18 protein-coding genes and 1 tRNA gene are annotated in these 16793 nt (G+C 71.5%); 10 read left to right on the top strand and 9 right to left on the bottom strand.

Annotated elements, in window-relative coordinates; translation table 11 throughout:
• Positions 1–178 precede the first annotated feature (178 nt).
• From ACWC2B_RS06200 to ACWC2B_RS06210, 3 genes are all read left to right on the top strand, one after another.
• Positions 179–1183 carry an SPFH domain-containing protein gene (locus ACWC2B_RS06200; protein ID WP_450715257.1) on the top strand — a complete coding sequence of 335 codons (1005 nt, stop codon included), beginning with the start codon at positions 179–181 and terminating at the stop codon, positions 1181–1183.
• On the top strand, positions 1180–2079 hold the full coding sequence (locus ACWC2B_RS06205; protein WP_450715258.1) for a hypothetical protein: 900 nt from the start codon (positions 1180–1182) through the stop codon (positions 2077–2079). Before ACWC2B_RS06200 ends, ACWC2B_RS06205 begins: the two co-directional genes overlap by 4 nt.
• A gap of 97 nt (positions 2080–2176) precedes the next feature.
• Positions 2177–2434 (top strand): hypothetical protein, encoded by a 258-nt coding sequence (locus tag ACWC2B_RS06210; protein ID WP_450715259.1) that lies wholly within the window; start codon positions 2177–2179, stop codon positions 2432–2434.
• A gap of 24 nt (positions 2435–2458) precedes the next feature.
• Here ACWC2B_RS06210 and ACWC2B_RS06215 read toward each other — a convergent pair whose 3' ends face one another.
• Positions 2459–3283, bottom strand: coding sequence for an SAM-dependent methyltransferase (locus ACWC2B_RS06215; RefSeq protein ID WP_450715260.1), 825 nt, complete (start codon positions 3281–3283; stop codon positions 2459–2461).
• 468 nt (positions 3284–3751) lie between these two features.
• On the opposite strand from ACWC2B_RS06215, the gene ACWC2B_RS06220 reads away from it, so the two are divergent.
• Genes ACWC2B_RS06220 through ACWC2B_RS06230 form a run of 3 tightly spaced genes read left to right on the top strand, consistent with a single transcriptional unit; the run spans position 3752 to position 7352 of the window.
• Positions 3752–5098, top strand: a complete 1347-nt coding sequence (locus tag ACWC2B_RS06220; RefSeq protein WP_450715261.1) for a discoidin domain-containing protein — start codon at positions 3752–3754, stop codon at positions 5096–5098.
• Positions 5098–6363, top strand: a complete 1266-nt coding sequence (locus tag ACWC2B_RS06225) for an MFS transporter (protein WP_450715262.1) — start codon at positions 5098–5100, stop codon at positions 6361–6363. The genes ACWC2B_RS06220 and ACWC2B_RS06225 overlap by 1 nt, the downstream gene beginning before the upstream one ends.
• A gap of 8 nt (positions 6364–6371) precedes the next feature.
• Complete coding sequence (locus ACWC2B_RS06230; RefSeq protein WP_450715263.1) at positions 6372–7352, top strand: TolB family protein; 981 nt, start codon at positions 6372–6374, stop codon at positions 7350–7352.
• A 1-nt stretch (position 7353) separates the two neighbouring features.
• Here the strand turns inward: ACWC2B_RS06230 and ACWC2B_RS06235 are convergent, their stop codons facing one another.
• Positions 7354–8589, bottom strand: coding sequence for a cytochrome P450 family protein (locus tag ACWC2B_RS06235; protein ID WP_450715264.1), 1236 nt, complete (start codon positions 8587–8589; stop codon positions 7354–7356).
• A 108-nt stretch (positions 8590–8697) separates the two neighbouring features.
• Positions 8698–9579 (bottom strand): ABC transporter substrate-binding protein, encoded by an 882-nt coding sequence (locus ACWC2B_RS06240; protein ID WP_450715265.1) that lies wholly within the window; start codon positions 9577–9579, stop codon positions 8698–8700.
• Positions 9580–9722: 143 nt separating this feature from the next.
• Between ACWC2B_RS06240 and ACWC2B_RS06245 the strand changes: the two genes are divergently transcribed.
• Both ACWC2B_RS06245 and ACWC2B_RS06250 read left to right on the top strand, forming a co-directional pair.
• Positions 9723–9926 (top strand): hypothetical protein, encoded by a 204-nt coding sequence (locus ACWC2B_RS06245; protein WP_450715266.1) that lies wholly within the window; start codon positions 9723–9725, stop codon positions 9924–9926.
• An 11-nt stretch (positions 9927–9937) separates the two neighbouring features.
• On the top strand, positions 9938–10453 hold the full coding sequence (locus tag ACWC2B_RS06250; RefSeq protein WP_450715267.1) for a hypothetical protein: 516 nt from the start codon (positions 9938–9940) through the stop codon (positions 10451–10453).
• 104 nt (positions 10454–10557) lie between these two features.
• Here ACWC2B_RS06250 and ACWC2B_RS06255 read toward each other — a convergent pair whose 3' ends face one another.
• The gene (locus ACWC2B_RS06255) at positions 10558–11211 is read right to left on the bottom strand and encodes a chaplin (RefSeq protein ID WP_450715268.1); all 654 of its coding nucleotides are present in this window, start codon (positions 11209–11211) and stop codon (positions 10558–10560) included.
• Between the two features lie 321 nt (positions 11212–11532).
• On the opposite strand from ACWC2B_RS06255, the gene ACWC2B_RS06260 reads away from it, so the two are divergent.
• Positions 11533–12315 carry a hypothetical protein gene (locus ACWC2B_RS06260; protein ID WP_450715269.1) on the top strand — a complete coding sequence of 261 codons (783 nt, stop codon included), beginning with the start codon at positions 11533–11535 and terminating at the stop codon, positions 12313–12315.
• 14 nt (positions 12316–12329) lie between these two features.
• Here ACWC2B_RS06260 and ACWC2B_RS06265 read toward each other — a convergent pair whose 3' ends face one another.
• Positions 12330–13049: an MgtC/SapB family protein gene (locus tag ACWC2B_RS06265; protein WP_450715270.1), complete on the bottom strand. Its 720-nt coding sequence runs from the start codon at positions 13047–13049 to the stop codon at positions 12330–12332.
• 217 nt (positions 13050–13266) lie between these two features.
• Positions 13267–13340: transfer RNA gene (locus ACWC2B_RS06270), tRNA-Pro, on the bottom strand.
• Positions 13341–13434: 94 nt separating this feature from the next.
• Between ACWC2B_RS06270 and ACWC2B_RS06275 the strand changes: the two genes are divergently transcribed.
• A complete protein-coding gene (locus ACWC2B_RS06275; protein ID WP_450715271.1) occupies positions 13435–13920 on the top strand; it encodes a DUF309 domain-containing protein in 486 nt (161 codons plus the stop codon).
• Here the strand turns inward: ACWC2B_RS06275 and ACWC2B_RS06280 are convergent.
• From ACWC2B_RS06280 to ACWC2B_RS06290, 3 genes are read right to left on the bottom strand one after another with little or no spacing between them, the layout of a single operon-like run.
• Positions 13910–14539, bottom strand: coding sequence for a LutC/YkgG family protein (locus tag ACWC2B_RS06280; RefSeq protein WP_450715272.1), 630 nt, complete (start codon positions 14537–14539; stop codon positions 13910–13912). The two genes, ACWC2B_RS06275 and ACWC2B_RS06280, sit on opposite strands and share 11 nt — an antisense overlap.
• Positions 14536–15978, bottom strand: a complete 1443-nt coding sequence (locus ACWC2B_RS06285) for a LutB/LldF family L-lactate oxidation iron-sulfur protein (protein WP_450715273.1) — start codon at positions 15976–15978, stop codon at positions 14536–14538. Before ACWC2B_RS06285 ends, ACWC2B_RS06280 begins: the two co-directional genes overlap by 4 nt.
• Positions 15975–16730, bottom strand: coding sequence for a (Fe-S)-binding protein (locus ACWC2B_RS06290; RefSeq protein WP_450715274.1), 756 nt, complete (start codon positions 16728–16730; stop codon positions 15975–15977). The genes ACWC2B_RS06285 and ACWC2B_RS06290 overlap by 4 nt, the downstream gene beginning before the upstream one ends.
• Positions 16731–16793 lie beyond the last annotated feature (63 nt).

Below are 16793 nucleotides of genomic sequence, written 5' to 3' on the forward strand. Positions count from 1 at the left end.
CGTCGACCCAGCGTTGCCGGATCGCTCGAAAGTGGCTTGACCAGCACCACTCCCGCCCTGGCCGCACACCCCCTTCCACTCGCACCAGACCGACCACCCCCCTCCCCATTCGTGTCATCTTGACGATAACGAGGTGAGTCCACTATCGTCGAACTGACGAAAAGAAAGGGGTCCCGGCATGGCCGACATCTCCCGGCGCTTCGGCTGGCGCCACCTGCGTTCCGCGCCCACCTCGCACATCCGGCACCACAAGAACGGCCGCCCCTCCCACGAGGGGACCGGCCTGAGCTTCTGGTTCAAGCCGCTCAGCGCCGCCCTGTCCGAAGTGCCGGTCAACGACCGGGAACTCGCCATGGCCTTCCACGCCCGTACCGCCGACTTCCAGGACGTCACGGTGCAGGCGACCGTGACGTACCGGATCAGCGAGCCGGGCAGCGCCGCCGACCGGCTCGACTTCTCGATCGATCCGGACACCGGGATCTGGCGCGGCGACCCCCTGGAGCAGTTGTCGACCCTGCTGACCGAGACGGCTCAGCAGCACGCCCTCGACGTGCTCGCGCGCACCGAGCTCGCGGCCGCCCTGGCCGACGGTGTCGCGGCCGTACGGGAGCGGATCACGGCCGGGCTCGCGGCGGAACCCCGGCTGCCCGCGACCGGCATCGAGGTCGTGGCGGTGCGGGTCGTCGCGATCCGCCCCGAGCCCGAGGTGGAGCGCGCGCTGCGTACCCCGGCGCGCGAGCGGATCCAGCAGGAGGCGGACCGGGCGACGTACGAGCGGCGGGCGGTGGCGGTCGAGCGGGAGCGGGCCATCGCCGAGAACGAGCTCGCCAGCCGCATCGAACTGGCCCGCCGCGAGGAGCAGTTGGTGGAGCAGCGCGGCACCAACACCCGGCGCGAGGCGGAGGAGGCAGCGGCGGCGGACGCGGTACGCACCGAGGCGGAGGCCGCCCGCACGGTGCGGCTCGCCCGGGCCGAGGCCGAGGCGGCCCGCACCTCGGGCGAGGCGAAGGCCGGGGCGCAGGCGGCCTGGCTCCAGGCGCACGGCGAGGCGGACACGGCCACGCTGCATGCCCTGGCCGCGACCCGGCTGGCCGAGAACCTCCCCCGGATCGACAGCCTCACCCTCTCGCCCGACATGCTCACCACGCTGCTCGACCGGTTCGGCCGGGGCGAGCGGCCGTGAGCCTGGCGCCGCGGGCGGTCCTTGTCCATCGGACCTCGGAGTACGAGGAGTTGCTGGCCCGGCACGGCACCCACGGGCAGGCCGACTTCTTCCTCTCCTCGCGGGGCCGCAGCATCCGCGAGGTCACCGAACGGCACCATCGGACGCTGCGGGCGCTGGGCGAGGTGGCGGCCGCGATTCCGTCGCAGTGGCGCCAGGCCCGGGTCGAGCGCGCCGACCTCGACCGCTTCCTGTTCGCCCCGGAGGACGTGATCGTGGTGGTCGGTCAGGACGGTCTGGTCGCCAACACCGCCAAGTACCTGTCAGGACAGCCCGTGATCGGCATCGATCCCGAGCCGGGGCGCAATCCGGGGGTTCTGGTGCGCCACCGCTCGTCCGCCGCGGCGGCACTGCTGCCCGCGGCAGCCTCGCGCGGTTGCGCGGTGGAGGAACTCACCATGGTGGAGGCGCTCACCGACGACCGTCAGCGCCTGCTCGCGCTCAACGAGATCTACCTCGGCGCGCCGGGCCACCAGAGCGCGCGCTACCGCATCGGCCCCGACGACCCGGCCGCCACCACCGAGGCGCAGGCATCCTCCGGTGTTCTGGTCGGCACGGGCACCGGGGCCACCGGCTGGTTGCGCTCGCTGTGGCAGCAGCGTGCGAACGCTCCGGCGCTGCCGGCCCGCGCGGATGCCCGCCTCGTGTGGTTCGTGCGCGAGGCCTGGCCATCGCCCGTCACCGGCACCTCGCTCGTGGACGGGGAGTTGTCCCGGTCCGAGCGGCTCCGGATCACCGTGGAGTCCGACCGCCTGGTCGCGTTCGGGGACGGCATGGAGAGCGATGCGCTGGACCTGACGTGGGGCCAGTCGGTGAGCATCGGCGTCTCGGACACGGCGCTGCGGCTGGCGGGTTGAGCGCCGATCGGCCGCGCGTCAGCGGGCCGTGACGGTCGATTGTCAGTGGCGTACGGCATCGTGATTGGTGAGCCCGTACTCCGAGGAAAGGCTGCCGATGACCGCCACCGTTGTGATGACGTCCCATGAACGCTCCGCCGCCCAGGCCTATCTGCGCCTGTTGAGTACCGTGCGCGCCGCCCTCGACTCACCTTCGGACCGCCCGCCGGGCCTGCTCGCGCTCGAAGGTGTCATCGCTGAGACGGACGACGCGCTGGCGCGGGCCGGGCTCGCGGGCAACGAGGCCGAACTGTTCGCACTCGTCGGCAGCCTGCACACGGGCGGGGCCTCTGCGCAGGGGAGGCCCCGCCCGTGAACGCGGCGATCGCGGATCGCCGCGTCAGCGCTTGTGGCCGACGCCGCCGTACATCGCCACCTCGTCGGGGAGTGTGTCGCCCGCCTTCGGGCGCCAGCGCGAGCACGACACCACGCCGGGTTCGAGCAGGTCGAGTCCGTCGAAGAACCGGGCCACTTGCTCCGGGGTGCGCTGCGTCAGCTTCGGCGTGCCGTGCTCGTTCCAGAACGCCACCGCGGCGTCGACATCGGGCATGGCCGGGCTGGTGATGGTGTGCGAGAGCACGAGGTAGCTGCCCGGGGCGAGTTCCTTCATCAGGTCGCGTACGAGCCCGCGTGCCTCGGCCTCGTCGGGGATGAAGATGACGACGCCGAGCAGCATGAGGGCGACCGGCTTGCTCAGGTCGAGGGTCTTCGCCGCGTGTTCCAGGATGGTGGCGGTGTCGCGCAGGTCGGCGTCGAGGTAGTCGGTGCGCCCTTCGGGGGTGCTGGTCAGCAGGGCGCGGGCGTGCGCGAGGACCAGCGGGTCGTTGTCGACGTAGACGATCCGGGCGTCGGGCGCGATCCGCTGGGCCACCTCGTGGGTGTTGTCGGCGGTGGGCAGTCCGGTGCCGATGTCGAGGAACTGGCGCACCCCCCGGTCGGCCACCAGATGGCGCACGGCCCGCCCGAGGAACAGCCGGTCGGCGAGCGCGTAGTCGCCGATGCCCGGGTGGAGCGATCTGATCTGGTCGCCGACCTCCCGGTCGACGGGGTAATTGTCCTTGCCGCCGAGCCAGTAGTTCCAGATCCGGGCGGTGTGCGGCTGCGCGGTGTTGATGCGGTCGCGCACGTGGTCGGGCGTCGACGAGGGTGCGGGGTTCTCGGTCACGGGTGTTGTCTCCTGAGGTACGGCGCTGCGTCAACGGCCAATCTAGGTAATCGAGTTGCGAACTGTCACAGAGAACGTGGCGCAGCGCGGAGGTATCTCAGGGAGCCCGCACCGTCGGGACCGGCCCGGCCCGGCGGCACGTCGGGCCCGCACGGTCCAGCGGCGCGCACCGGTGAGCGCCCTCCCGCAAGCACGCCCAGCCGGGCCCAGCCCGCAGGCGGCCACCCCTGCCCCCATCTCCCCTGGCCCGTAAGCCAGTTGAAGGACTGGTAGGAAACCTTCCTGTCCTATACGCTTCCCGCGGCGGCTTGGCGCGGTGCCCGAACTCCCCCGTGGGCATGACGCGCTCAGCGAGAGCTCTGATCCGGCCGTCGTGACGCTGCCCCCTGCCCCTCCGCGCGGGCGGGGGCGCGGCGCCGCGAGCTCCGGTGTCCAGCTCTCGCCGCCCCCAAGGCAGGGAGTCCAGGTATGCGCCTGAACGCCTCCGCTTCACCCTTCTCGCCACCTCACCGCCCCACCGCGGGCCTCGCGCTCGCCGCCGTCCTCCTGCTCGTCGCCGGCCTGCTGCTCACCTGGCCCGACCGGGCCGGGGCCGCCGCCGACCCCCTCATCTCCCGCGACAAACCCGCCACCGCCTCCTCCTCCGAGAGCCCTTCCCTCCGCCCGCAGAACGCTGTCGACGGCTCGGCCACCACCCGCTGGGCCAGCGCCGAGGGCAAGGACCCGCAGTGGATCCAGGTCGACCTCGGCGCCACCGCCGACGTCACCCACGTCGCCCTCACCTGGGAAGCCGCGTACGCCAAGGCGTACCGCGTCGAGATATCCGCCGACGGCGCCGCCTGGACCCGCCTCGCCGCCGAGAACGCCGGCAACGGCGGTCGCGACGACTGGACCGGTCTGTCCGGCGAGGGCCGCTACGTCCGGGTGTACGCCACGACGCGCGGCACCTCCTACGGCTACTCGCTGTACGACTTCGAGGTGTACGGGAGTCTCGGCGGCACAACACCGCCGACCGGCGCCTTCACCGTGGTCGCCGCCGGTGACATCGCCGCCCAGTGCACCGCGGCCGACAGCGCCTGCGCGCACCCCAAGACCGCGGCCCTGGCCCAGAGGATCGACCCGCGGTTCTATCTGACGATGGGCGACAACCAGTACGACGACGCCCGCATCGCCGACTTCCGCGCCTACTACGACAAGACGTGGGGCGCCTTCAAGGCGAAGACGCACCCCGTGCCCGGCAACCACGAGACGTACGACCCGGCGGGCACGCTGTCCGGCTACCGGGCGTACTTCGGCGCCATCGCCTACCCGCAGGGCAAGAGCTACTACAGCTACGACGAGGGCAACTGGCATTTCATCGCCCTGGACTCCAACTCGTTCGACCAGGCGGCCCAGATCGACTGGCTCAAGTCGGACCTCGCCCGCAACAGCAAGGGCTGCATCGCCGCCTACTGGCACCACCCGCTGTACTCGTCCGGCGGGCACGGCAACGACCCGGTCAGCAAACCGGTCTGGAAGATCCTGTACGCCGCCAAGGCCGACCTCGTCCTCAATGGCCACGACCACCACTACGAGCGGTTCGCCCCGCAGAACCCGGACGGAAAGGCGACCGCCGACGGCATGGTGGAGATCGTCGGCGGCATGGGCGGCGCCGAGCCGTACCCGATCGAACAGGGCCAGCCCAACAGCCAGAAGCGGATCAGCGGCCAGTACGGCGTGCTGAAGCTCGACCTCAACGACTCGGGCTACACCTGGAGTTACGTCGGCACCGACGGCCAGATCAAGGACTCCGCACCGAACTACACCTGCCACTGATGTACCTGGCGACCACCGGTCGCCGGGACGCGCCGCCCCCGTCCGCCACAGGCGGGCCCGGGCGGCGCGTCCCCGCCACCGTCCTCGCGCTCGGCACGGTCAGCCTCGTCACCGACGTCTCCTCCGAGATGGTCACGGCGGTCCTGCCCCTCTACCTCGTGGTCGGCCTCGGCCTCTCACCCCTCCAATTCGGCTTCCTGGACGGCCTGTTCAACGGTGCGTCGGCCGTCGTACGCCTGCTCGGCGGGCACGTCGCCGACCGCGGCGGGCGCCACAAACGCGTCGCCGGGCTCGGCTACGCCCTGTCCGCGTGCTCCCGCCTCGGCCTGCTCCTCGCGGGCGGCACCACAGGCCCGCTCGCGGCGGCGCTCGCCGTGGACCGCGTGGGCAAGGGCATCCGCACCGCACCCCGCGACGCGCTCATCGCCCTGAGCAGCCCGCCGCACCTGCTCGGCCGGGCCTTCGGCGTGCACCGCGCGATGGACACCACGGGCGCGCTGCTCGGCCCGCTCGTCGCGTTCGCCCTGCTGTGGGCGACGGCGGACGCCTACGACGCGGTGTTCGTCGTCAGCTTCTGCACAGGCCTGCTCGGCGTCCTCCTGCTCGTCCTGTACGTACCGGGCGAGGCCGCACCGACGAAGGCTTCAACTCCCCGCCGCACCAACCCATTTGAGGCCCTTCGCGGTGCGGCCTTCCGTCGGATCCTGTACGCCGCCGCCCTGCTCGCTGCTGGGACCGTCGGGGACTCCTTCGTCTATCTGCTGCTGCAGCGCGGGCTCGACATCCCGGTCGGCTGGTTCCCGCTGCTTCCTCTCGGATCCGCGGCGGCGTATCTGCTGCTCGCGATCCCGGCGGGCCGCATCGCGGACCGTGTCGGGCGTCGGCTGCCGTTCCTTTGCGGCCATGTCGCGCTGCTCGGCGTGTACACCCTGCTGCTCACGCCGGCAGACGGACCGGTGCTGGTTCTCGTGCTGCCCGTGCTGATCCTCCTCGGGGCCTTCTACGCGGCCACCGACGGCGTCCTCATGGCACTGGCCGCCCCGGCACTGCCGGACGGCGGCCGGGCCGGGGGTCTCGCCCTGCTCCAGACCGCCCAGGCGCTGGCCCGGCTTCTCGGCACGGCGGGGTTCGGCGCCGCCTGGACGGTGTGGGGGCCGCGCCCCGCGCTGTGGGCCGCGGCCGCCGCGCTGCTGGTGTCCCTCGCGGCCGGCTGGGCGCTGCTGCCGGGCACCCCGACCCTCGCCCCGGAAAGGCCCACCGCATGAGCCCCTGTATGAGCCCCCGTACGAAACTCGCCGTCGTGGTCGTCGCCGTCCTGCTGCTCGCCACCGGCTCGCTCGGCTATGTGCTGCACTCGGCGCACCGAGACCCCCAACAGGCCGCCGCCGACGGCTCGTTCACCCTCGAAGGGCCGGGCCTCTACTTCCGGGACACGGCCACCGGACGCATCGCCCGCCGCCCACTCGGCGCGCCAAACGGCTCCCGCACCGGCGGCGGTCCCGAGTGCGAACGGTTCTACGCCGTCGGGGACACCGCGGTGTGCCTGCGGCGCGAGCCCGGAGTGCCTCCGCGCGCGTACGCCGTCGTCCTCGACCGGCGGCTGCGCGAGGTACGCCGGATCGCCGTGCCCGGCATCCCCAACCGGGCCCGGGTCTCCGCCTCGGGACGGATGCTCTCGTGGACCGTGTTCGCGGTCGGCGACTCGTACGCCACCACCGCCTTCTCCACCCGCACCTCGATCCTGGACCTGCGCACCGGCTATCTCATCAAGTCGATGGAGGAGATCCCGCTCACCCTCGGCGGTGCCCGCTATCACGCACCCGACGTCAACTACTGGGGCGTGACGTTCGCGCGTGACGACAACCGGTTCTACGCGACGGTCTCGACGAAGGGACGCACGTATCTCGTGGAGGGGAACATGGCGGCCTGGTCGGCCAAGTCCCTGCGGGAGAACGCCGAATGCCCCTCGCTATCCCCCGACAACACCCGCATCGCCTTCAAGAAGAAGATCTCGGACGACCCCGCCGCACCATGGCGGCTGTACGTCCTCGACCTCGCCACGATGCGCGAGCACCCCCTGGCCGAGCGGCACAGCGTCGACGACCAGGCGGCCTGGCTCGACGACCGTACGGTCGCCTATGCGCTGCCCGGTCGGGCAGGCCGCGCGAGTGACGTGTGGACCGTACCGGCCGACGGCAACGGCACCCCCCGGCTGGCCGTGGAGGGCGCCTCGTCTCCCGTCGCGGTGCGCTGAGCTACTGCCCGAGGCGCACCGGTATCTCCTGCCAGCCGAAGGCGATGAAGGACGGGACCTGCTTCAACTCCTCTGCTTTGACGGCGAGTTCGATGCCGGGGAAGCGGTCGAAGAGCGCCGGAAGCGCGGTGAGGGCTTCCATCCGGGCGAGCGGGGCGCCGATACAGCGGTGGACGCCGATCCCGAAGGCAAGGTGGTCGTCGGCGCCGCGGGCGGCGTCGTAGGAGTCCGCTTCGGGGCCGTAGTGCGCCGGGTCGAGACCGGCGGCCGCGTACGTGGTGATGATCGCGTCGCCCGCCGGTACGGTGACGCCGTCGACCGTGATGTCGCTGATCGCGAATCGCAGCGGGAGATTGGCGATCGAGGGGTGGACGCGGAGGGTCTCGTCGACGACGGCGTCCCAACTGATCGCGCCTGAGCGGACGGCCGCGAGCTGCTCGGGGTCGTCCAGGAGCGCGACGACGGCGTTGCCGATCAGGTTGACGGTGGTTTCGAAGCCGGCGCCGATGACCAGGAGCAGCGTGTGGACGAGCTCCTCGGCGCTGAGCCGGTCGCCGTCCTCGTTGCGCACCTTGATGAGTTCGGTCGTCATGTCGTCGCCGGGCCGCTCGGTCTTGTAGGCGACGAGGGCGGGCAGGACGGTGGCGATCTGCTCCTGCACGAAAGCGCCGTGCTGCGGGCTCGGGTCGGAGGTGTCCATGATGGCGGCGACCAGCGCGCCGGTGGCCGCGGTCAAGTGGTCCGGTACGCCGAAGAGTTCGCAGATGAAGCGCATCGGCAGCGGGTGGGCGTAGCCCGACCTCAGGTCGACGGGACCGCCGGACGCGGCGGCTTCGCCGAGGCCGTCGAGGAGTTCGGCGGTGATCGCCTCGACCCGGCCGCGCATCGCTTCGGTACGCCGCGCCGTGAAGCTGGGGGCCACGAGCTTGCGCAGCCGGGTGTGGTCGGGCCCGTAGCTGGACAGCATGTTGATCACGCCGACCCAGCCCAGGATCCAGGCCCATTCGGGGTGTTGGTCCAGCTCCGGAAACAGCGCCCAGTGCCGACGCGGGTCCTTGCTGACCCGGGGGTCGAGGATCAGCGTCTTGAGCGTGTCGTAGCCGGTGGGCGCCCAGGCGGGGATGCCGCCGGGCAGGCTGATCGGGACGATCGGCCCGAGTGCGCGCAGACGGGCGCTCTCGGCGGCTATGTCCGCCCCGAACGGGTCGAGCGGCACACGGGTGGGCACGGTGGTCATCCTCTGTCTCTCCTGACTGCGTAAGCGATGAACCTGCCCAGTACACACACCGCTGTTGACCGATCCGACGCGTTTCTGAGCGAGGCGTGATCAAACTGCAGAATCTGCTCAGCCCTCGCCCGGCACCTTCACACCCTTCTCCAGCGCGTCCGCGACCTGCCCGAGGAAGGCCGCGTGGGCGCGGGCGCTGCACGGGGCTTCGGGGTTCCAGGCGAGGACGCGGGACCTGCCCTCCAGGGTGCGCCACGCCGCGTCGGACCGCAGCTCGTCGAGCGGGGCCGCGTTCGACCGGACGTCCACGAGGGCTATGTCGGGGCGTAGTTCGGCCGCCGTCGGCCACCCGGTCGTGAACCAGTTGCCGCCCGCTCCCTCCCCCGGCGCGATGAGATCCACGCCGTGCTCCGCGAGGGCCCGCAGCTCGGGCCAGGCCTGCGGGCGCGCCAGATGGACCCCCTCCGGGCTCGCGGGGGACAGCGCGAGGACGCGGGGCCGGGGTGTCCGCGCGGCGACCGCACGCAGCCGGCCCTCGGCGGCGGCGAGCGCGGCGGCATCCTCTTCCGGAGCGCCCAACGACCGTGCCAGATCGGCGAATCGGCCCCGTATGCGCGCCGGTGTGCACGCCTGCCCCACGTCCAGGACGATCATCGGCACCTGCTCCTCCAGGTGCTTGGCCGTCTCGGGGTCGAGCCCGTACACCTGGCCACCGCCGTAGCTGACGGCGACGACGAGGTCCGGCCCCGGGGCGAGCAGGGCCTCCATGTCGAGGCCCGCTCCCGCGCCCAGGTAGCCGACCTCGTCCAGTGGCAGCGCGCCGGATTTGGCCGGGTCGGGTTCCGCGCCGTCGTGGAGGGACCCGAACACCGCGACCGGGCGTATCCCCAGGTCCTCAAGCGTGGCGCCGGCCTGAATGTAGGCCACCACGCGGGACGGAGGTGCTGCCGCCGCCGACACCTGCCCTCGGTCGTCCGAGAATCGCCAGACCGTCTCCATGACGTCATCCGCCCCCAATGCGGTCGCGTTGCCGGCTTGTCGCAAAGCCGGTTTCCCGCTTGACTGCCCAACGCACGGCAGCGTCACGCCAGTTCCCGGTCCTGCCCATCAACTGCCGTACGGGGCCAAGGTTTTCGGGCCGATTGCGCGCGAGTGCGGGGCACGCCTTTTCGCCGCACGCCGCCGGGTCCGGCACATCGGCACACGGCCCGACAGGGGCCGCCAGGATCCCGGCGCTGTACTGCGAGAACCTGCTCGCCCACAACCCGCCCGGACGGCCCGCCGTACAGGGCCGTTTCGAGCCTTACGCCGAGGATGTGGGCGACGGCGGGCCCGGCGGCTTCTAGTCTGCGAGGCCATGAACACCACACGCCTCGTAGGTCTCGGCCTCGCCGCGGTCCTTACATGCGTCGGCGCCCTGTTGTTCAGCGTGGACACACCGGCGAACGCCGACACGGCCGACCTGACGTTCAGCACCGACAGGGACGCGGTCACCCCCGGCTCCACTGTGGACCTGACGATGACGCTCACCAACACCCAGTCGACCGAGATCCGGTTCGTCTATCAGTCGATCCAGCCGACCTGGGACACCAGCAGCCAGCCGGGCCTCAAGTACGCCCTTGTCTCGTGCGAGGCGGCGGGCGCCGACTGCAAGGACGCCGCCAGGCTTGGCCTCAACTACGGGGTCCCGCTGGCACCCGGGGCGAGCCGCACGGTGACCCTGACGTACCGCATCGGGCCGGACTCCGCGTGCGGGCGCAGCCTGGGCTTCTCCTCGTACCTCTACTACGAGTACGGCAGCGGCCTGTTCTCCACGAGCGACACCTACGGCACTCCGGACATCCAGGTCGACTGCCCGCCCCCGCACTCCTGAGAGCCCGTGCCCGATCCGTGCCCTCGCATGGCCGTGACCCCGGCAGCGACACCGGGGCCACGGCTGATTCCCGTTCTTCCTGTTCTTCGTGCTCTTCCTGTGCTCTATCGCGTGGCACCGCGGAAGCGCCGATAGAGGATCCCGCCGCTCAGGAGCAGGGCGGCCGACGCGGGGATCGCGAAGCCGACGCCGTCGGCGCCGGTGTGGGCCAGGGCGGACCCCTGCGTCGCGGGGAGCGCGCGGGTCGCGGGGGCGGCTGGAGCCGGGGTGGGCCGCAGGTGCGCGGGCGGGCGGTGCCGGACCGGCGTGGAGTGGTTCACCGAGGTGTTGCCGACGGCGGGGTTCAGCGCGCCGACGACGCTGACCGAGTTCCCGGAGACGTTGACGGGGAGATCAACAGGGAGCTGGAGACCGTTGCCCGAGAGCACTCCGGGCGAATCCTTTCCTCGCCCCGACGCGGAGGCTCCGCCGGTGTTGCCGGAGTGCGCGGAGCCCCGGTCGGCGCCGTGGTGGGTGCCCGAGGCGTTGGCGCAGGTGTTGCCCGCGCTGGGGTTGAGCAGTCCGAGCACGTCAACGGTGTTTCCGCACACGTTGACCGGGACGTTCACCGGAAGCTGCACGGTGTTGCCCGCCAGCACGCCCGGGGAGGAGTCGGCGCTGCCGCCGGCGTTGGAGTCCGCGTAGGCGTAGCCGGTCACGGCCAGCACACCGCCCGTGGCCACCATCGTGACCAGGCCTTTCATGGCGACCCGTCTCATTGGTTTCCTGCCTTCCGGAGGTTGTCGCGGACCACTCGTCCGCACCGCCATCAACGCCGTAGAGACTGGATGGGTTATGCCTAATACGCCTTTCACCCCATCGAGTGGCCTGATTATCGATTTGAGTCAAGTTCATGAGGTTTACGGCGGTATTACCGCGTATATACGCCCGCGACAAGGCGCCGCACACCTGGTCGAATGGGTCAGGGGGCGGTCCCTGACCGGCCTGCGTCCCATGGCAAGATCGACCGGAGGTCGGTGGGGAGTCCCTGGCCGGAGTGGGTCTGGGGGTTGATGGTGCGCGGGGACACGGAAACCGCGGTGCGGACTGCTGGGCCGGAACCGGCCTTCGCCGACGTTCGGCGAGCCGTCGCCGCCCCCGCGCTGCGACCGCTCGGCGCAGCCGAACGCAGCCTCAAGAGCTTCGTACGTTTCGTCGGACGGAACCTGCTCCGCGAATTCCGCGCCATCGTCGCCGAGCCCGTGCGCGAGCTCGTGCGGCGCGGCCTGTCGGGCATCCTCATCGCGATCCTGGCCTCCGCCGCCGTGCTCTCGCTGCACGCGGTGGACCAGTACCGCACCGGTGCGGTACTGGTGCGGCTCACCTCACACGTCCGGGGCGACATCCCGCTCCTGCTCGCGCTGCTGCGCACGCCGCTCTCGCTGTTCGTCCCGGCCCGCGACATGCCCGCCCTGCCGGGCATCCCCGTGCTGTTCCTCGGGTTCGCGCTGGCCCAGCTGGTTCTGGGGCACTGGCGGACCCTGATGGTGGCGTACGCCGTCTCGCTCGCGGGCACGGTCAGCGCCCGCATCATGATCGCCGTGGGGCCCGGGTGGTGGGGCCTGCCGCCCGAGGCGGCTCAGGTCATCGACACCGGGGCGTCCGCCGCTGTGGTGGGCCTCTTCGCCCATATCGCCACGGTGAAGCGGGCGCCCGTGCTGTTCTTCTTCGCGGTCACCCCGACCGTGATCAGATCCTTCGAGAAGCCGAACCTGGCGGGCCGCGAACACATCGTCGCCATCACGTTCGCCGTGGTGCTCGGCTTCCTCGCGACCCGTAAGCCGAGGAAGACAACATCCGTCGACACGGCTCGTCCGGCCTGACGCGGGGCCGCCGTTCACTCGTCCTCGTTGCCGCCGCGCGTGCATGCCACCACTCCGGCGACATCGGCGAACCGGGCGGAGAGGACGGCCGGGTCGGCGCGGCCGACCGCCGAGATCAGCACCTCCGCCGTGTCCCCCGTGCCGCCGGACCTCAGCATCTGGAGTCCCGCGACGGTGAACCCGGCGCGCTCGCACTGCTCCATGAGCTCCTGCAGAAGCCCTGGCCGCTGCTCGTACGCGATCCGGAAGGCCGAGGCCACCGACCGCATGGCGGGCAGCCGGTGGACTATCGGGCGGACCACGTACGCGGCGACGAAGTACGCGGCGGTCGCCAGGATCGAGAGCAGCGGAAGGCCGGCGGCCGCGGCGGCGCCCACGGCCGCCGTCAGCCAGATCGTCGCCGCCGTGGTGAGGCCCTGGACGGACCCCCGGTGCACGAAGATCACCCCGGCGCCGATGAAGCCGACCCCCGACACGATCTGCGCCGTCACGCGGGACGGGTCGAGCTCGATGGTCCCGGCGTGCAGGACATCGGCGAATCCGTACTTGCTGACCAGCGTGAACAGCGCCGCGCCGACACCGACCGTGGTGTACGTCCGCAGCCCCGCGGCCTTCTGGCGGATCTCCCGCTCCAGGCCGATGGCCGCGGAGAGCAGGAACGCCAGGCCGAACTCGCCCGCCTGGAGCCAGCCCTGCCCGCTCGGCTCCAGCGCCCCGGCCGCCAGCAGCACCATCCCGTGCACCTTCCCACTCAGGCCGCGCCAACCACACGAACGGGCTCTCCCTACCCATAGAGCCACATTCCATGACGCCCCGCCCACTTGATCGAGCGGCAGCGGAGCGCGTCGCACAGGTCGAGCTCCCCGAGGCCCCGACAACAACCCCCGGAAAACGACCAAGGGGCCGTTTCAGATTGCTCTGAAACGGCCCCTGATCTACGACTCTTTCGAGTCGGGACGACAGGATTTGAACCTGCGACCCCTTGACCCCCAGTCAAGTGCGCTACCAAGCTGCGCCACGTCCCGGTGCCCGTCTGACCTGGGGTTTCCCCCCGGCCGTTCGTGCATGAGAACCATACCGCACTCTGGGACCGCGGCAGGAACGAGGGACAATGGGCACATGGAGAGTTCCGCACACCGCGATCGTGACCCCGAGGGGCGGGCGCGCAACGCCCGGCCCAGGGACGGGCTCGGGCGGCCGCTGCCCTATGGCGCCGACGGGGTGGCTCGGCAGCCGGAGGGCGTGACGAGGTCGCCCGAGGAGACGGTCCGGGAGGCGCAGCGCCTCCTCGACGCGGGGATGCCGTTCCATGCGCACGAGGTGTTCGAGGACGCGTGGAAGTCGGGCCCGGCCCAGGAGGAGCCGCTGTGGCGGGGGTTGGCGCAGCTCGCGGTGGGTCTGACGCATGCCGCGCGCGGCAACGCGAAGGGCGGCGCCTCGCTTCTGGAGCGGGGCACGGGTTCGCTCGCCCAGTACGCGGCACGTGATGGCGTACCGACGTACGGGATCGACTTGGACGGGCTCGCCATGTGGGCGCGGGAATTGGCGGGCCGGCTGCCCGGTCCGGTGGACGCGGCGGCCGAGGCTCCCCGGATCACCGGCTGAGCAGCACCACTTCGAGGGCGCGGGGGCCGTGCACGCCCTCCACCCGGTCGAGTTCGATGTCACTGGTGGCGGACGGGCCCGAGATCCAGGTCAGCGGGCGGCGCGGGTCGAGCCGGGTCATGGCCTGCGGGACAGAGGCGACGACCTGGTCGGGGACCCGGACGACGCAGATGTGGTGGTCGGGTACGAGGGTGATGCGGCGCCGCCCCTGGCCCGGTCCCGCGTCCAGGACGATCGTGCCGGTCTCGGCGATGGCGAGGGCGCAGCCTGTGACCACGCTGTCGACGGCGTCGAGTTCGGCCGCCGTGGAGTCCGGGGCGTCGTCGACACGTACGCAGGCGGCATGTTCCGTCCATTGGGGCGGCAGCCCTTCCGGTACCAGCACACTCCTTGAGCCTCGCGCGGTGAGCAACTCGGCGATCAGGGGCCCGGCTCCGGCCGGGTCCGTGCGGTGCACGAGGGCGCGGTAGTCGGCGAGGTTCTCGTGCAGCAGGTCGAGTACGGCCGCCGGGTCGTCCGGGGTGTGGCTCGTCAGGTAGTCGCGGGTGACGGCGGGAGTCGCCGGGGCGTCGGCCACGGCGGCCCGGACGCGGGCCAGGATGCGGTCGCGTGAGCTCATGTGCGGTTCTTCTTCCACCAGTCACGGAAGGGTGCTTCGGGGAGTTCCGGCAGGTCGCGGCTGTCGGTCCATGCCGTCGCGCCGGGCGGCCGTTTCGGATGCAGCGCGCGGGTCCTCGCCGCCGCCCGCTCCCCCGCCGCCATGACGGCGGGACGGTCCATGGCCCAACTGGCCGCCTTCATGGCCGCCTTCTCCAGCCGGTGCCCGTGGCCGCCCTGGTCGGCGACCTTCTCGCGGAGGTGGACCAGGACCTCCGGGATGTCGATGGCGACCGGGCAGACCTCGTAGCAGGCGCCGCACAGCGAGGAGGCGTACGGCAGCGAGGCGTCGATCTCGCTTGTCGTGCCCCGGAGTTGGGGGGTGAGGATGGCGCCGATGGGCCCCGGGTAGACCGAGCCGTAGGCGTGGCCGCCGGCGCGTTCGTACACCGGGCACACGTTGAGGCAGGCCGAGCAGCGGATGCAGCGCAGGGCCTGGCGGCCGATGTCGTCGGCCAGCGCGTCGGTGCGGCCGTTGTCGAGCAGGACGAGGTGGAAGTTCCGCGGGCCGTCGCCGTCGGCGGTGCCGGTCCACATGCTCGTGTACGGGTTCATCCGCTCGGCCGTGGAGGAGCGCGGCAGGGTCTGCAGGAAAACCTCCAGGTCCTGCCAGGTGGGGATCACCTTCTCGATGCCGACCACCGAGATCAGGGTCTCGGGGAGGGTGAGGCACATGCGGCCGTTGCCCTCGGACTCGAACACGACGAGGGTGCCCGTTTCGGCGACCATGAAGTTGGCGCCCGAGATCCCCACCTTGGCCCGCAGGAACTTCTCGCGCAGGTGCAGCCGGGCCGCCTCGGCGAGATCGGCGGGCGTGTCGGTGAGACCGTCCGGTGCGGGCCTGCCCCAACTGCCCATCTTTTCGAGGAAGATGTCGCGGATCTCGCCCCGGTTCCGGTGGATGGCCGGGACGAGGATGTGCGAGGGGCGGTCGTCGCCGAGCTGGACGATGAGTTCGGCGAGGTCGGTCTCGTAGGCGTGGATGCCTTCGGCGGCGAGCGCCTCGTTGAGGCCGATCTCCTGGGTGGCCATGGATTTGACCTTGACGACCTCTGTCTCGCCGGTGGCTTTGACGAGGTCGGCGACGATCCGGTTCGCCTCGTCCGCGTCGGCGGCCCAGTGGACGACGCCTCCGGCCGCGGTGACCGACTCCTCCAACTGCACCAGATGGCGGTCGAGATGGCGCAGCGTGTGGTCCTTGATGCGCTTGCCCGCCTCGCGCAGTTGCTGCCAGTCGGCGAGTTCGGCGACCGCTTTGGCCCGCTTGTCGCGGATGGTGTGGGTGGCGTGGCGCAGATTGCCGCGCAGGGTGGTGTCGCGCACGGCGTCGTGGGCCGCCCGGGGGAACGCAGGGGGGATGGGCGGAGGAAACGCAGGCATGCCGATGAAGGTGCCGCTCATGCGTGGGGCTCCGCTTCCGTGCTGAGGAGGATCTCGGCGATGTGGAGTGCCCGCATGGGGGCGTCCTGGCGGTGGAGGATGCCGCCGATGTGCATCAGGCAGGAGTTGTCGGCGCCGCACAGCACCTCGGCTCCGGTGGCGGCCGCGTTGCGCACCTTGTCGGTGCCCATCGCCGCCGAGACGTCCGGGTTCTTGACGGCGAAGGTGCCGCCGAAGCCGCAGCATTCCTCGGCGCCGGGGAGTTCTCGCAGCTCCAGGCCCTTGACCGCGTCGAGCAGCCTGCGCGGCCGGTCGCCGAGGCCGAGCATGCGCAGGCCGTGGCAGGAGGGGTGGTAGGTGACGGTGTGCGGGAAGTACGCGCCGACGTCGGTCACGCCCAGCACGTCGATGAGGAATTCGGTCAGCTCGTACATGCGCGGCACCAGCGATTCGGCGACCTCGCCCAGCTCCGTGCCCCGCCCTTCGGTGGCCGCCTTGCGGCCGATGCGCGGGTAGTTGTCGCGGACCATGGCCGCGCAGGAGCCGGAGGGGGTGACGATGTGGTCGTAGCCCTCGAAGACCCGGCCCATCCGGCGCACCAGGGGCTCGGTCTCGTGCCGGTAGCCGGTGTTGAACTGCGGCTGCCCGCAGCACGTCTGCCCGGCCGGGAAGTCGACCTCGACCCCGAGCCGTTCGAGCAGCTTCACCGTCGCGATGCCGGTGGCCGGGTACACCGCGTCATTGACGCAGGTGACGAAGAGGGCGACTCGCATGGTCGGAGGATATGCCGTACGAGTGGTTCTCGGTAGGACCACGATCAGTGGAGATTCCGGCCA

This window comes from Streptomyces sp. NPDC001415 (assembly GCF_053597395.1).